Source organism: Kribbella qitaiheensis (assembly GCF_042657745.1).
Taxonomy (GTDB): domain Bacteria; phylum Actinomycetota; class Actinomycetes; order Propionibacteriales; family Kribbellaceae; genus Kribbella; species Kribbella qitaiheensis.
The window spans coordinates 20,270-35,150 of record NZ_JBHSKE010000062.1; the positions used below are offsets into that span (position 1 = coordinate 20,270).

Consider the following 14,881-nt stretch of genomic DNA (forward strand, 5'->3'; position numbering starts at 1 on the left):
GGGTTAGCCGCGATGCTACCCACCACGACCGCCTGTGGCGTTCAACTGCGCCGACAAGTCAGGGAGCCTCCAAAGCTCCGTCGATCCGCCGTACGCCGGCCGCCCACTCGTCGTGGCCGGACAACTGCGCCGGATAACGGGCGGCAGCCTCCAGATCGACGTCGATCCCCCAGCCCGGCGCCTCGTTCGGCCGCAGCCAGCCGTCCTCGATCCGCAGTGTCCCGGGGAACACCTCCTGGGTGGCGTCGTTGTAGATGTGGCCCTCCTGGATGCCGAACGCCACCGAGCTCACGTCGAGCGCCACGTTGGCCGCGGCGCCGATCGGCGAGGTGTCACCCGGACCGTGCCACGCGGTACGGACACCGCAGAGCTCGGCGAGGTCCGCGATCTTGCGGGCCGCGGTCAGGCCGCCGATGTCGGAGATGTGGGAGCGGATGAAGTCGACCCCGCCATCGCGGACCAGCCGTACTGCGTCGCCCATCGAGGTGGTCAGCTCGCCGACCGCCAACGGCACGGGCGACGCCGCACGCACCTCCGGCAGCCGGTCCCAGTGCTCAGGCGCCAGCACGTCCTCGAGGAAGAACAACCGGTACGGCTCGAGCGAACGAGCCAGCAGCACAGCTTCCTTCGGAGTCAGCCGGGAGTGCACGTCGTGGAGCAGTTCGACGTTGTCCGGCAGGGACTGCCTGGCCGCGGCGAACAGGTCGGGCGTCGTACGGAGGTAGTCGCGGGCGCTCCAGCCGTTCCGGTACGGCGCGTCCGGGTACAGCGTGGCGAGCCGGGGTGCGCCGTACCCGCCGCCGCCCGGGGTGGACACCTGCAGGCGGACGTGGCGCCAGCCCTGCGCGACGAACTCCTTCGCCTGGTCGATCGTCTCGTCGATGGTGATGCCGCCGGCGTGGATGTAGGTGTCGGCCGCGGCCCGGACCTTGCCACCGAGCAGTTCGTAGACCGGCATCCCCGCGCGCTTGCCGGCGATGTCCCACAGCGCCTGGTCGATGCCCGAGATCGCGTTGTTCGTCACCGGGCCGCCCCGCCAGTAGCCGGAGAACCCGGCGAGCCGGACGAGGTCGCCGATGTCGCCCGGGTAGCGGCCGATCAGCAACCGCGCCAGGTGCTCGTCGACGAACGTCTGCACCGCCTTCCACCGCTGGGTGAAGGTGGCGCAGCCCAGGCCGTACAACCCCGGCTCGGTGGTGTCGATCTTCACCACCACCAGCGGGATCCCCTCCGGCGCGGTCACGATCGCCTTGACCGAGCGGATCCGGACCTCGTCGCGGACCGGCCAGGGCTGGGTGAAGGTGGCGGGCGTCTCGTGCGGCATCAAATCTCCAGTTTGTGAGTGGGAAGGTCGAGCTCGTACTGCGCCTGGAAGCCGAGCACGGTACGTGCGGCGGTCAGATCCATCGGTACCTCGCGCCCGACGAACCGCCGCAGCCGGGGCACACCCGGCGCGAAGGCGTCCAGCAGTGCCTCCGTCTCGTACGGTGCGTTGGTGGTGTCGGCGGCGACGAAGAACGTGTACGCCCCGGACAACGATGCGGTCAGCCCCAGCTCGATCGCGCGCGCGGCGTCGCGGGTGTCGAGGTAGCTCCAGCCCTCGCGGACGCCGGCCGCCGGATTCTTCGCGTGGCCGTCGGCCAGTCGCTGCAGCACGTCGGCGGAGTTCACGTGCGGGAAGCGGAACGACACGACGTCGATCCCCCACTGCCGCCAGGCCATCCGGCAGGTGTTCTCGTCGTTCTGCTTCGACAACGAGTACCAGTCGGCGACGTCGGAGGGGATCTTCTCGTCCAGCGGGTAGTAGGCCGGCCGGATGTCGTGCGGGTTGAACGGCACCCCGAACGCGTTGATGCTGCTGGCAACCACCGCGCGCTTGACGCCGAGCGCGCCCGCCTGGGCGAGCACGTTGAAGGTCGACACGACGTTGGTGCTGTAGACGTCGTACGGCGTACCGGCCGACGGGTGCGCGAGAGCGGCGAGGTGCACCACGAGATCCACGTCCGCGAGCGCGGCCGCGACATCGCCCTCCGACCTGGTGTCGCCGACGACCACCCGGTCGGCCTTGAGCTCGGGATCCTCGACGATCGTCAAGGCCGTCACCAGGGCGCCCAGCTCGCTCAGGTGACGCGTCGTGACGGAACCGATCCGCCCCGCAGCGCCCGTCACCAGCACCCGGCGCCCTGCCAATGGAGAGTTCACTCCTTGATACCTCCCGACATCCCGACACCTCTGAGGAACTGCTTCTGGAATACCAAGAAGAGCACCACAGGGATCAGGACCGCCAGGAACAACGCGCTCATCTGCAGGGAGAGTTCCGTGGTCTGCGCCACTCGCGGCAGCGCCACCGAGATCGGTTGCATCTTCGGGTCCGGCAGCACCAGCAGCGGCCAGAGGTAGTCCTTCCACGATCCGATCACGGTGAGCAGCGCGACCACCCCGATGATCGGCTTCGACATCGGCAGGATCAGGGCCGTGAAGAGCCTCAGGTTGCTCGCGCCGTCGATCCGCGCCGCCTCGATCAGCTCCCGCGGGATCGCGTCGAAGTACCGCTTCATCACCAGGATGTTGAACGCACCCGCCGCCTGCGGCAGCCACACCGCCCAGAAAGTGTTCTGCAGGTTCACCCCGAGCACAGGCATCTTGAGGATGGTCAGATAGAGCGGGACCAGCGAGATCACGCCGGGCAGGAAGAGCGTGGCGAGCACCGCGCCCGTGATCACCGGCCCCCACTTGGGCCGGAGCACGCTCAGCACGAAGGCACCCGTCGTACAGACGAACAACGTCGAGATCAGCGAGCCGATCGCGATGATCGCCGTGTTGCCCAGGTACGAGCCGATCTGCACCTGGTTCCACGCGTTCGGGATGTTCTGCCACTGGATACCGGACGGCCACAGCTCAAGCGGGCCGCGGAGGATGTCCTGGCTGGTCGACAAGCCGGACTTCAGCAGCCAGAGCAACGGCCCCACACCGGCGATCACGACGCCGACGAACAGCAGCACCTGGATGACCGGCAACCCGTACTGGACCAGCGATCGGCGCCGGTCGGCGTGCGAGATGATCCCGCGCTCCTGCGGTTCCGCCGTACGGCGTTTGCGTGTGGTGGCCGGGGTCGCCTCCTCCGGCGTGGTGGCGACCTGTTCTTCGGTGATCGGGAGACTCGTCATGTCGTGCTCCAACGCCGGGTGAGGAAGTGGTACACGACCGACAGCACGCACAGCACCAGCGCGAGCAGCACGCTGAGCGCGGTGGCGGCACCGAAGTCGCCGTTGATGAACGCATACCGGTAGATCAGCAGCAGGATGGTGGTGGTCGCGTTGTCCGGACCGCCGCCGGTGAACAGGAACGGCTCGGTGAACACCTGGAACGTGCCGATCAGCTGCAGCAGCATCATGATCAGGATGATTCCGCGGATCTGCGGAATGGTGACGTGCCAGACCCGCCGCCAGATCCCGGCGCCGTCCAGCTCGGCCGCCTCGTACAACTCGGTCCGTACTCCGGTCAGCGCGGCCAGGTAGATGATCGCGGTGGCGCCCGCACCGGCCCAGGTCGCCTCCAGCACGATCGCCGGCATCGCCAGGTCGGGCGAGTTCAGCCAGGCGAACGGCCCGATCCCGAACCAGCCGAGGACCGTGTTGAACAGCCCCGACGTGCCGGGGTCGTAGAAGATCTTCCAGAGCAGGATCGCGACCACCGGCGGTACCACCGCCGGCAGGTAGGAGAGCACGTTGTAGAGCCAGCCGGTACTGCGCAGCTCGCTGATGAACACCGCCAGGAACAACGGCACCGGAAAGCCGAAGATCAGCGCGAGCACAGCGAAGTACAGGGTGTTCTGGGTCGCCTGCGGGAGCTGCGGGTCGGTCAGCACATAGCTGAAGTTCGACCAGCCGACCCACTCCGGTGTGGTGACGAGGTTGTTCTTCTGGAAACTGAGCACCAGCCCACGCACGATCGGGCCCCAGGAGAAGTACAGGAAGGTCAGCACCAGGGGCAGCGCGAAGACGATACTGCTCAGCCCGCCGGAGCGGAACCAGGTGGAAAGGCTCCGGCCGGACTGAGAAGCAGGGTTGCGGGTGAGGACAGCCATCGGACTACCGCGCCAGGCGGGCGTCGATCTTCGAAGCGGCGTCGGAGAGTAACTTGTCGATGTCCGCGTCCTTCTTGGTCAGCACCTGCTGCACGACCGGGTCGAGCAGCGCGTAGACCTCTTGTCCCTTGTTCGACGGCTCCGGCAGCAGCTTGAGCGACTTGGTCGACTCGACGTAGCCCTTGAACTGTTCGACCGGCACGTTGTTGTAGGGCTCGCGCCACTTGTTGTACTGGTCGTAGGTCTCCTGGCTCAGCGGCGTGACGCCCGGCCGTCCGACGAAGCCCTTGTCCGCGATGGCGTCCTTGGCGTTCTGGATCGCCACCGTCTGGTCGGTGTACTTGTCGAACTCCTGCGACTTGATCCACTTCAGCGCGGCGACGATCTCGTTCTTGCTCGACTTCGGGTTGATCATCTTGATCGAGCCACCGGTCAGCGTGCCGAACGGGCCGCCGTCCTGCGGCAGCGCGCCCTCGCCGAAGTCGGCCGGCAACATGTCGAAGTTCTTCACGCACATGTCGTAGGCGTCCGGCGCCTGCATGATCATGCCGATCTTGCCGGCGGCGAAGTCCTGCCGGGCCTCTTCCTGGTTGTAGAGGAAGTTGGTGCCCATCGTGTTGTCGGTCCAGCGCATGTCCTTCAGCAACTGCAGCGCCTTCTTGGTCGGCGCGTCGTTGAAGGTGCTCTTCTTGCCGTCGTCACTCTGGACGGTGCCGCCCATGCTGTAGGTCATCGTGGTGAGCATCCAGCCACCGGTGTTGTCCTTGGTCAGCTGCGCGTAGCCGGCCTTGCCGGTCTTCTCGGTGATCTGCTTGGCGTACTGCCGGACCTCCTCCCAGTTCGTCGGCGGCTTGTCCGGGTCCAGGCCGGCCTGCTTGAACAACGCCCGGTTGTAGGCGAGTCCGACGGAGAAGGCCTCGAACGGCACGCCGTAGATCCGGCCCTTGTCGTCGGAGACCAGCTTGAGCGTCTCGGGGTTGAGATCCTTGGTCAGGTCGACCAGCTTCAGCTCGTCGGTGATGTCGGGCAGTTGCTTGTTCGGGATCATGTTCAGCGGCTCGGTGAAGCTGATGCTCATCACCGTCGGCAACGATCCGCCGGCCACCTGGGCCTGGAAGGTCTGCGCGTCCCACTCCGTCTCGGTCGACTTCACGGTGATGTTCGGGTGCGCGTCGGTGAACTTCTTCACGTTGCGGTCGAACGTGGCGACGTCGGCCGGCTTGTCCGGCTTCGGCCGGTTCCCGACCGTGATCGTGACGGGAGCGTTCTCGTCGACCGATCCGCTAGTGGTCGCCGCGGGGGTGCTTCCGTCCGCACAGGCTGCCGCAGTCAGCAGCGCGGCTGCCGAGGTCAGTGCCACGACCAGCCTTGCCGTTCTCGTCATCGGAACTCCTCAGGTTTCCGCCCCCCACCAGCGGGCGGTTCAGGGGTGTGGTCTGGGCCACAGAAGCCCAATTTCCGAGTAAGTTAAACCATGCGTGTTACTTTATCAATGGCCAGTTCGGTCACGGTTCGAACACCTCTCGAGTCCGTCCGCCGCCGCGGGGAAACCGTTCGCCGCGGCGGCTGTCCGCGCGCTCCGCGCCTACTGGTCAAGCGCCCCCATCGGCATGTACTTCGGCTTCTGCTGGTCGCTGAGGAAGTCCACCAGCAACTGGTTCACCAGCCCCGGCTTCTCGATCGGCAGCGCGTGCGACGTGCCCGGTACGACGGCCAGTTGGGCGTCGGGAATCGCCTTCGCCACGGCCACGCTGTGCTCGATCCGGACCCCGTCGTCATCGCCCTGCATCACCAGCACCGGCATCGTCAGCGCCTTCAGGTCGGCCAGGTCGAGGTCGGGCATCGTCAGCCACATCCGCGCCCACTTGTCGAACACGACCGGGAAGTGCACCGGCCCGTCCGGCGACAACGGCTCGTACTGCGGCCGGAAGAGGGAGGCCAACTCCGCTAGGCCCTCGTCCGTGAAGAGCGCGTCTCCCGCGGGCGTGGCGCCGTCCCGGGTGAGCTCGGTCCCGATCAGGACGAGCTTCCGCACCAACTCCGGCCGGCTCAGCGCCAGACGGGCAGCCACCTTGCCGCCGTCGCTCCAGCCGATCACAGACGCGGACCCGATCCCGAGAGCCGCCATGAACGCGGCGGTATCCGCCGCCATCAGCTCCATCGTCACCGGGCCCTCGACATCGGGTGACCTGCCGTGTCCCCTGCGCTCGGGCACGTACACGCGGTACTGGCCGGCCAGGCCGCGCACCTGGGCGAGCCAGCTGTCGGCGGTCCCACCGCCGCCGTGCAGCAACAGCACCGGATCACCTTCGCCGTGTACTTCGTAGTACATCCGGACGCCGCCCGCGTCCACGTACTCGCCCATGCCGCACAACCTTCCGTCGCCGGTCTTCGTCCGTGTCAGAGGGTACGGAATGTCGAAAAGGCCGCTCGGGGGTACGACGTACCGGGTGACAACGAACGCTCTGAGCAGGAGGAAACAGATGGCCGACGCGGTAGTGCACTTCGAGATCATCGGTAGCGACCCGGCTGGACTGAGGAACTACTACGGCGAGTTGTTCGGGTGGGAGTACAGCACCGACGACGCGGTGACCGAGGCGGTGTCGGAGCCCGGCAACTACGGCTTCGTCAACGGCACCACCACGGGTGACGGCAACGGTTTGAACGGCGGAGTCGGCGGCGGCAAGAACCACTCGCCGAAGGCGCTCTTCTACGTCGGCGTGCCCAACGTCGAGGAAGCCCTCCAGAAGGCGGAGTCCCTGGGCGGCACTCGTTTGATGGGTCCCGAAGGCGTCCCGGGCAAGCTGATCGTCGGGCAGTTCACCGACCCCGAAGGCAACCTCATCGGCGTCGCCGGGCCCGCCTGACCGTACGGCGGTTCGAACCCTGCGCGAGCTGTCCGACCGCGCAGGGTTCGAGCCACTCAGCCGAAGCCGCGGACGCGGAACTGCATGACGCGGTACGGCCAGATCGGCCACCTTGTTGGTGACCACGGCCTGGGTTCCGCGGGTGGCCGCCGCGGCGGCTCCCGGTACGGCGAGCAGCGCGCCGGCGCCGACCGAGGCCTTCAGGAAGGAAAGGTCAGTCCTTGCCGGTGGCGATCGGCCGTGCCGGGTCGGTGATCCACTCGGACCACGAGCCGACATAGACGGGTGCCTGTACTCCGGCGACCTCGAGCGCGAGTGCCTCGTGCGCCGCAGTCACCCCGGACCCGCAGTACACGCCGGTCTCGCCCTCCGAGGAGACGCCGAGTCCGGCGAAGCGTGCGCGGAGTTCCTCGGCGGGGAGGAAGTGGCCGGTGGCATCGACGTTGGCGGTGGTCGGGGCGTTGACCGCGCCCGGGATGTGTCCGGCGACCTTGTCCATCGGCTCGACCTCGCCGGCGAACCGCTCCGGCGCCCGGGCGTCCAGCAGTACGCCCGACTCCGCCACCGCGGCGGCACCTTCCGCGTCGAGCATCGGGACCTGCCCAGGTGACGCGACGAAGGACCCGTTGCCGTCCGAGGGAACCGCGGTGGTCACCTCTCCCCCGGCCTCTTGCCACCCGGCAAGACCGCCGTCGAGCACGTGGACGTCGCGGACGCCGAAGTACCGGAAGATCCACCAGGCACGAGCCGCCGCCGTCGAGTTCGCCGCGTCGTACACGACCACCGGGGTGCCGGCATCGACCCCGGCCCGGCGCAGCGCGGCCTCTACGACGCTTGCCTCAGGCAACGGGTGGCGGCCACCGGCACCGGGCGGACCGGCGAGCTCGGTGTCCAGGTCGACGAAGTACGCCCCGGGCAGGTGGCCGGCGTCGTAGGCCTCGCGGCCGGGCGGGCCGGCCAGGTTCCAGGTGGCGTCGAAGACGACGGGGCGGTCGGTGGCCGACCGCAACTCGGCCGCCAAGGAGTCGGCAGAGATCAGCGGGTTCATACGGCGCCTCCGAACGGGAGTACCTCAGGTGACAGGGTGGCGCGGGCGCGCGCGGCGGTCAGGCGGCGCCGGTGGTGGCGTCGGCAGAGCACCTCGTACGCCACGTCGGCCGCGTTCGTGACCATGTCGCCGACGACCAGTTGCTCGCCTTCGGTGACCATCTCGCCGCCTACGGTCCGGGCATTGTGGGTAGCGCGTTCACCGCACCAGCACAGTGCCTCGACCTGGAGGAGTTCCATCCGGTCGGCGAGCTCTACCAGCCGGGCCGAGCCGGGGAACATCCGCGCGCGGAAGTCGGTCAGGATGCCGAAGCAGAAGACGTCGATCTGCAACTCGTCCACCAGCCGCGCCAGCTGCTCGATCTGCTCGGCCTGGTAGAACTGCGCCTCGTCGCAGACCACGTAGTCGATCCGGCCACCCTGGGTGAGCTCGTCGACCACGTACTGCCAGAAGTCGAAGTCCGGCTTGACCTCGATCGCGTCCGCCTCGAGGCCGAGCCGCGACGACAGCGTCGCCTCGCCGGCCCGGTCGTTGCTGGTGAAGATCCTGCCCAGTCGGCCGCGGGCCGCGTGGTTGTGATCCATCTGCAGCGCCAGCGTGGACTTGCCGCAGTCCATGGTCCCGGTGAAGTAGAGCAGGTCAGCCACGGGCGCACATCCTGCCAAGTCGTCGAGCCGTCGACGACACCGGGGGGACACGGAGCCGTGATCGCAGTCGTGGACCGTCGGCTTTGTTCTGGACCTTCTGCGGGTTCTACTTGATCGTGCGCAAAGCCCTGATCTGTCTTGCTCTCTCGCTCAGCCTGCTGCTGACGGCCGCCGCGCTGCCGTCCGTGGCGGCACCGACGCGGAGCGAGGCCGGACTGCGCGCGTACTTCGTCATCACCGAACCGAACCAGACCGGCTCCGTGGTCGGAGCCGTCGGTACCAACGCCGGCTCGGTGTACGCCGCGTACGACCCGATCGGCGTGCTGGTGGTCCACTCGGCCAACCCGGAGTTCGCCACCGAGATGCGCACGGTGAGCGGAGTCCAGAAGGTCGGCGCGACGCGGACCTCGGACCTGCCGGCTGCCGTCGCGAACCCGGCGATCCCGCCGGCCTTGAACGAGGTCCCCGACACCACCCCGGAGGTCCCCCGCCCGGACATGACCGCGATCGGCGCGGACAAGGCCTGGGCCGTGAACCCTGGCTCCCAGGCGATCACCGTCGGCGTGCTCGACACCGGAGTCGACGACCAGCACCCAGACCTGAAAGCGAACTTCGACGCGTCCAAATCCGCGTCCTGCGCCTACGGCAAGGTCGATGAACGGCCAGGCTCGTGGCGGCCGGTCAACGAACACGGCACGCACGTCGCCGGGACGATCGCCGCCGCCAAGGACGGCAAGGGCATGACCGGTGTCGCGCCGGGCGTGAAGGTGTCTTCGATCCGGGTGGCGGAGGCGGGCAGCACGTTGTTCTTCCCGGAGAACACGGTCTGCGCCTTCGTCTTCGCGGCCGACAAGGGTGTCTCGGTCACGAACAACAGCTACTACACCGACCCGTGGATGTTCGTCTGCCCGAACGATCCCGACCAGGACGCGATCCTGGAAGCAGTCCGGCGCTCGGTCGCCTACGCGGACTCCAAGGGCGTCGTGAACGTCTCGGCCGCGGGCAACGAGGACTACAACCTCGCCGCGAAATCTCTCGACGAGAGCAGCCCCAACGACTCGGAGCCGGCGCTGCGGCAGGTCTCCAACGACTGCCTCAACCTCCCGGGCGAGCTGCCGAACGTGGTCGAGGTGGCCTCGATCAACCCCTCGACCAGCGTCAAGTCGAACTTCTCGAACTACGGCTCGAACAAGATCACGATCGCCGCGCCCGGCGAGAACGTCTACTCGACCGTCCCGGGTGGCGGCTACCAGACCTTGCAGGGTACGTCGATGGCCTCGCCGCACGTGGCGGGTGTCGCGGCGCTCGTGCGCAGTACGAATCCGAAAATGACGGCTCAGGAGGTCCGGGCTCGGTTGGGAGCGCAGGCGAACGACCTGCCGTGTCCTGTCGCCTCGGGTGGCGAATGCACGGGCTCCGACGCGAACAACTCGTACTACGGCGAGGGGCTCGTCGACGCGGCCGAGGCGGTCGGCGCCGTCGATCAGGCTCCCCGGGTCGGAGTCAGCATCACGAAGCCGTCGGACCAATTGGGATTCGGCGGACTTCCGGCAATCCCGTTGCTGATCAAGGGCCTGAGCAGCACCGGCGAGATGAGCTACACCGCGACCGGTCTGCCGCCCGGCCTGACCATCGATCACGAGCGCGGCTGGATCACCGGCGTCCTGACTCCCGGGGCAGGTCGCTACAAGGTGACCGTGACCGCACGGGACGCCGAGGCGAAGACCGCGCAGACGAGCTTCTTCTGGAACGTCTGGAGCTTCTAGCCCGCGTCGACGAGGAGCGGGATCGCCATCTCGTCCTCGGTGAGCGAGCCGTGCAGGCCGATCAGCCCGGCCTCCTGCGGATAACGCCGTGAGGCCACCAGCGCGACTGGGCCCAGCGAGGCGACGATGACGTCACCGAGCCGCGGCGCGACCCGCTCCTCGACTGGCCCGAACCACCCGCGGGCGACGGCGTCGTCACGGCTCACCACCAGCCCCTTGTCGCCCAGCCGCTCGCGGTACGTCGCCAGTACGTCGTCCGCCGCGCCGTCCACGCAGTACAGGTGACGGAACCTGGACTCGCCACCGATCAACTGCAGGCCCTCCGTGAGCGCAGGCTCCGCGTCGAGGTCGATCCGGTTCTCCGGTGCCACATCGATCATGCCGTGATCGGCGACCACTACGAGCACGGCGTCCCGCGGCAGAGCGGAGCGGACCTGGGATGCGAACGCGTCGGCAGCGGCCAACTCCTTGCGCCACTGCCAGGACTCACTCCCCTGGCCATGACCGGTGTAGTCGAGCTGCGAGTCGTACACGTAGACCAGCGACGACTTGCCTTCGCGACTCGCGAACCTGGTGGCGTCGAGGCGATCCTCCACGGTGTCCGCGCCGCGATGGGCACTTCCGCGGAAGGCGGCCGCTGTGAGTCCCGACGTGTCGAAGCGGGCCTTGCTGACGTTGCGGGTGGCAACACCGGCCGCGGCGACCCGCTCGAACACGGTCCGGTGTGGCTGCCACTTCCGCGGATCGACCGGAGCATCCCAGGCGAGCGCGTTCAGCAGTGCACCCGTCTCCGGCACGATCGAGGTGTAGCCGACGATCCCGTGCGCCCCTGGCGGAAGACCGGTGCCCAGACTGCTCAGACTCGCTGCGGTGGTCGACGGCACGCCCGCTGTCAGGCTCCTGCCGGTCAGCGAGGACAGGTACGGCGCGAGCTCGGCGTTGCGGCGCAGGAGATTCCACCCGAGCCCGTCGAGCAGCAGTACGGCGTACCGGGGTGCTGGTGGCAGGCCGAGCAGGTTCAGCTCGTTCGGCACGGACAGGGCGCCGGCGACCGACGGCAGCACGTCCGCGAGCGACCCGCCGCCATAAGCAGGCAGGACCGGCGTGGGGTCGGACATCGGCCCTACCTACTGGTCGCGAAGGACAGCGCTGCCGCGAAGTCGAGCACCTGCTGGATGCCTGCGGGGCCGTCGGCGGCGGCACTGATCCGCAGGGAGATGTCGTCGGCGGCGACGGACCCGGTGTAGCCGTGGTCGGCCTCGCAGTTGGGGTCGGCGCAGACCGCGGGCTCGAGGTCGATCCGGTTCACCATGCCCCAGCCGATAGTGAGCACGACCTCACCACCCGCCGCGGGGTCGGCCTTGCCGCCGGAGGCCTTGGAGGCGTAGCCGGCCGGGTTCGGCACGACGCGGTTCACCACCACGGCGTTCACCCGGTTGAGCGGGATCGCCTCGGTCGAGGTGGACGCGTAGGGCGCCCGGATCAGGTCGTCCGCGGCGTGCTCGTCGGTGTGCCCGACGATCAGCCGGGTCGGGGTCAGCGCCAGGATGGTGATGTGGCGCCGCACCTCGTCGCGGTCGAACGTCGGCTCGTGCTGCAGCACGAACGCCCGGATCGGTTCCTTGGCGACGGCGATCGCGAGCGAGTCCGTCACGACGTCTGGGTAGTAGCCGCACCGGTCGATCGCGTCGCGTAGTTCGGACGAGGCATCCACGAGCTCCGGGACCGGCGCATTCAGGTCACGCATGACCTCATCCTTGCATGCGCCGGGCCCGGAGCCCGATCGGTGCTGTGGGTAACTACCCGACGCTGGCCTTCCGGAGTACCGGTGCGCCCGCAGCGCCGGCCACCGCGACCAGCACCAGGCCGACGACGACCTGGCCGAGGAGCAGGATCACGCCGGAGCTGCCCTGGGTGATGACCTGTCCACCGCTCAGCGCCAATCCGCAGAGCGCGCCGAACCCGACCACCGGGAGTCCGACCGCCACTACCGGTACGACGGCCGCGAGCCGGGCGGAGCGCTCGATCACCTGCAGTGGAACGCCGGATCTGCGCAGGGCCTTGGCCGGAGCCGCCTGGTCGAGGGCTGTCCCTACGGCGCCCGCGGCGGTGGAGGCCGCGCCTGTCACGAAGACCAGGCCGAGCAGCAGAGCAACGCCGAGACGCATGTCCTGGAAGACCCCCGCGTCCTGCTTGTCCCGCTCCGCGTCCGTCAGGGGTACCTGGCTCGGGACCACGTCGTACAGGACTGTCCTGAGCCTCTCGCGCTCGGTGGTCGAGACGGAGATGTTCACGGTCTGGTCGCCTGTCGTGACCTCGCCTTTGAACCCGGCCTCGGAGAGCCGCTTCCTCGCGTCCTCGGCGACGACCGCCGTCTGGCCCTGGTTCGTGGAGAGCTGGAAGGAGACGTCCTTGCCGTCCTGGGAGAGTCCGTAGGGCATGAACAGCGCGAGGAAGCCGGTGACGAAGCCGCTCAGCACCAGCGCGGCCACCGGCCGGAACGCGGCCTTCGGGTCGTCGGCGAGTCGCCTGCCGGCCAGGAGAACCACCGGGCCCTTCGCAGTACGGGCCAGGAACTTGCCGATGACCTGCACCGCCCATGGGCCGACCACTCGGACTGCGAGGGCGGCCATGCCGATGCCGATCACCAGAGGCAGTACTGCGCCTCCGGTGCCGAGCACAGCGAGCATGATCGGGCCGATCACCAGCAGGACGAGCCGGAGCGCGCTGGTGGACTTCCGGGTCTGGCCGCGGACAACGCCGAGCGGGGTGATGCTGACCCGGCCGAGCCCGATCAGCGCACTGACCACCGACAACACCGGTACGGCGACGAGCACTATGAGGGCGACCCACCAACTCGGCGTCAGATCGTGCAGGTACCACCGGCCGCCGCCGAGCGGGATCCGCGCGATCAGCGGGCTGAGCACGACGTAGCCGATCAGGCCCGCGATCGCACCGAGGAATCCGAGCACGGCTTGCTCTACGGCGCTCAGCCAGAGCACCTGGCTCCTGGTTGCACCGGCCAGTCGCAGCGCGGCCAGGCGGTGCTCTCGGCGCTTGGCTGCGACGCCTGCTGCTTGGCCGACCAGGCTCAGGAGGGGGAAGAGGACCAGAGCAATGCCGAACGCCACCAAGGCCAGGAGCATCGCCATGCGGCTGTCCATGGCATTGCCGCGCCAGGTGTCGAGGTACCGCGGGTGATCCGACTGGGCGACGCCTGGTGAGTCCTTCGCGACGCCGCGGATGACGATCAGCTCATCCGGCGAGGACAAGCCAGCATCGGAGATGATCCCGGTCGGCTGCTCGAGTTTGTACCGCGTGCGCAGGTCCTCCGACCAGCGTTTGGCGAGCTCAGGCGAGACGAAGGCCTCGCCTGGTTTGGGTGCGTGCGGAAGGCCGGGAGGCGGCTGCAGTTCCGCGTCGCGCTTCGGGTTGTTGATGGCCAGGTCCACACGGTTCACAGGGTCGCCGGCGACCATGTCGTGCACCTCATTGACGACACCGACCGCGGTCTTGGGCTCACCGTCGTCGGTGTTGCACCAGCCGATCCGGTCGGACCGGTGGGTTAGGCCGAGCGAACCCGCGATCAGAAAGCTGACGAGCAGCGCCACGATCGCGGTCGCGCCCAGGGCCGCGAGGTTCGCCGCGCGGCCACCGGGTCCCGGGCGGCGTACGAATCGCAGGCCCAGGTCGGTCATCGGGTTCATCGCTCGCTCACCCGACCGTCGACGATCCGTACGATGCGGTGGCAGCGTGCCGCCACCGCATCGTCGTGGGTGACGACGACAACCGCCGCGCCGCGATGGGTGGCCGCGCCGACGAGCAGGTCGATCACCTGCGCGCCGGTAGCGGCGTCGAGCGCACCGGTCGGCTCATCCGCGAAGACGGCCTGGGGTTCGCCGACGAGGGCTCTGGCGATGGCGACTCGTTGGGCCTGGCCGCCGGAGAGCTCGCCGGGGCGACGGCTGACCTCGGCGGACAGGCCGACCTGGGCGAGCATGTTCCGCGCCCGGCCGATCGCCTCGCGGCGCGAGACACCGTCCACCATCAACGGCAGCGCCACGTTCTCGTCCGCGGGGAGCTCCGCGAGCAGTTGGTTGTCCTGGAAGACGAACCCGAGCCGCTGACGTCGCAGTACGGTCCGGGCTGCGTCGCCGAGCTGGTCAACCCGCTCACCACCGAGCCAGACCTCGCCTTGGTCGGGAGTCAGGATGCCTGCCAGGACGTGGAGCAGCGTGGTCTTGCCGTTGCCGCTGGGCCCCATCACCGCCAGCGCCTCCCCCGCGTGCACGGAGACATCGACACCGGCCAGCCCCACCACGTCGCCGTAGTACTTCACCAGCCCCCGACCACTCAGCACGATCCCCTGTTGCTGAAAGCTTTGCGGGTTGGGCTGTCGTGCCTGCCCCGGGAACTGCTGGCTTTGGAACTGCTGGGTTTGGAACTGCTGGGCTTGCGGATGCTGC

At 68.5% G+C, this 14,881-nt stretch carries 14 protein-coding genes; 2 read left to right on the forward strand and 12 right to left on the reverse strand.

Translation table 11 applies throughout. The features are described from left to right. Positions 1-58: 58 nt before the first annotated feature. The 6 genes from ACFPJ1_RS35695 to ACFPJ1_RS35720 form a co-directional block, all read right to left on the reverse strand. Complete coding sequence (locus ACFPJ1_RS35695) at positions 59-1,324, reverse strand: enolase C-terminal domain-like protein (RefSeq protein ID WP_380110722.1); 1,266 nt, start codon at positions 1,322-1,324, stop codon at positions 59-61. After that, entirely contained in the window at positions 1,324-2,202 is an 879-nt protein-coding gene (locus ACFPJ1_RS35700) for an NAD-dependent epimerase/dehydratase family protein (RefSeq protein WP_380110723.1), read from the reverse strand. Before ACFPJ1_RS35700 ends, ACFPJ1_RS35695 begins: the two co-directional genes overlap by 1 nt. Continuing rightward, positions 2,199-3,167, reverse strand: coding sequence for a carbohydrate ABC transporter permease (locus ACFPJ1_RS35705; protein ID WP_380110724.1), 969 nt, complete (start codon positions 3,165-3,167; stop codon positions 2,199-2,201). Before ACFPJ1_RS35705 ends, ACFPJ1_RS35700 begins: the two co-directional genes overlap by 4 nt. Next, positions 3,164-4,087, reverse strand: coding sequence for a carbohydrate ABC transporter permease (locus ACFPJ1_RS35710; protein WP_380110725.1), 924 nt, complete (start codon positions 4,085-4,087; stop codon positions 3,164-3,166). Before ACFPJ1_RS35710 ends, ACFPJ1_RS35705 begins: the two co-directional genes overlap by 4 nt. 4 nt (positions 4,088-4,091) lie before the next feature. Then, positions 4,092-5,471, reverse strand: coding sequence for an ABC transporter substrate-binding protein (locus ACFPJ1_RS35715; protein ID WP_380110726.1), 1,380 nt, complete (start codon positions 5,469-5,471; stop codon positions 4,092-4,094). Between the two features lie 201 nt (positions 5,472-5,672). Then, the gene (locus ACFPJ1_RS35720; RefSeq protein WP_380110727.1) at positions 5,673-6,452 is read right to left on the reverse strand and encodes an alpha/beta fold hydrolase; all 780 of its coding nucleotides are present in this window, start codon (positions 6,450-6,452) and stop codon (positions 5,673-5,675) included. 118 nt (positions 6,453-6,570) lie between these two features. Here ACFPJ1_RS35720 and ACFPJ1_RS35725 point away from each other — a divergent pair, with 118 nt between their 5' ends. Beyond that, entirely contained in the window at positions 6,571-6,954 is a 384-nt protein-coding gene (locus tag ACFPJ1_RS35725; protein WP_380110728.1) for a VOC family protein, read from the forward strand. A 214-nt stretch (positions 6,955-7,168) separates the two neighbouring features. Here ACFPJ1_RS35725 and ACFPJ1_RS35730 read toward each other — a convergent pair whose 3' ends face one another. Beyond that, positions 7,169-8,002, reverse strand: coding sequence for a sulfurtransferase (locus ACFPJ1_RS35730; RefSeq protein ID WP_380110729.1), 834 nt, complete (start codon positions 8,000-8,002; stop codon positions 7,169-7,171). Then, on the reverse strand, positions 7,999-8,649 hold the full coding sequence (locus ACFPJ1_RS35735; RefSeq protein WP_380110730.1) for a thymidine kinase: 651 nt from the start codon (positions 8,647-8,649) through the stop codon (positions 7,999-8,001). Before ACFPJ1_RS35735 ends, ACFPJ1_RS35730 begins: the two co-directional genes overlap by 4 nt. An 83-nt stretch (positions 8,650-8,732) precedes the next feature. Between ACFPJ1_RS35735 and ACFPJ1_RS35740 the strand changes: the two genes are divergently transcribed. Continuing rightward, positions 8,733-10,415: a S8 family peptidase gene (locus ACFPJ1_RS35740; RefSeq protein ID WP_380110731.1), complete on the forward strand. Its 1,683-nt coding sequence runs from the start codon at positions 8,733-8,735 to the stop codon at positions 10,413-10,415. On the opposite strand, the gene ACFPJ1_RS35745 is transcribed toward ACFPJ1_RS35740, so the two are convergent. From ACFPJ1_RS35745 to ACFPJ1_RS35760, 4 genes are read right to left on the reverse strand one after another with little or no spacing between them, the layout of a single operon-like run. Further along, positions 10,412-11,533, reverse strand: coding sequence for an alkaline phosphatase family protein (locus ACFPJ1_RS35745; RefSeq protein ID WP_380110732.1), 1,122 nt, complete (start codon positions 11,531-11,533; stop codon positions 10,412-10,414). The genes ACFPJ1_RS35740 and ACFPJ1_RS35745 overlap by 4 nt on opposite strands. 5 nt (positions 11,534-11,538) lie before the next feature. Continuing rightward, entirely contained in the window at positions 11,539-12,162 is a 624-nt protein-coding gene (locus ACFPJ1_RS35750; RefSeq protein ID WP_380110733.1) for a DUF5998 family protein, read from the reverse strand. 52 nt (positions 12,163-12,214) lie between these two features. Further along, entirely contained in the window at positions 12,215-14,122 is a 1,908-nt protein-coding gene (locus ACFPJ1_RS35755; protein WP_380110734.1) for an FtsX-like permease family protein, read from the reverse strand. Then, positions 14,119-14,778, reverse strand: a complete 660-nt coding sequence (locus ACFPJ1_RS35760; protein WP_380110838.1) for an ABC transporter ATP-binding protein — start codon at positions 14,776-14,778, stop codon at positions 14,119-14,121. Before ACFPJ1_RS35760 ends, ACFPJ1_RS35755 begins: the two co-directional genes overlap by 4 nt. Between the last annotated feature and the right edge of the window lie 103 nt (positions 14,779-14,881).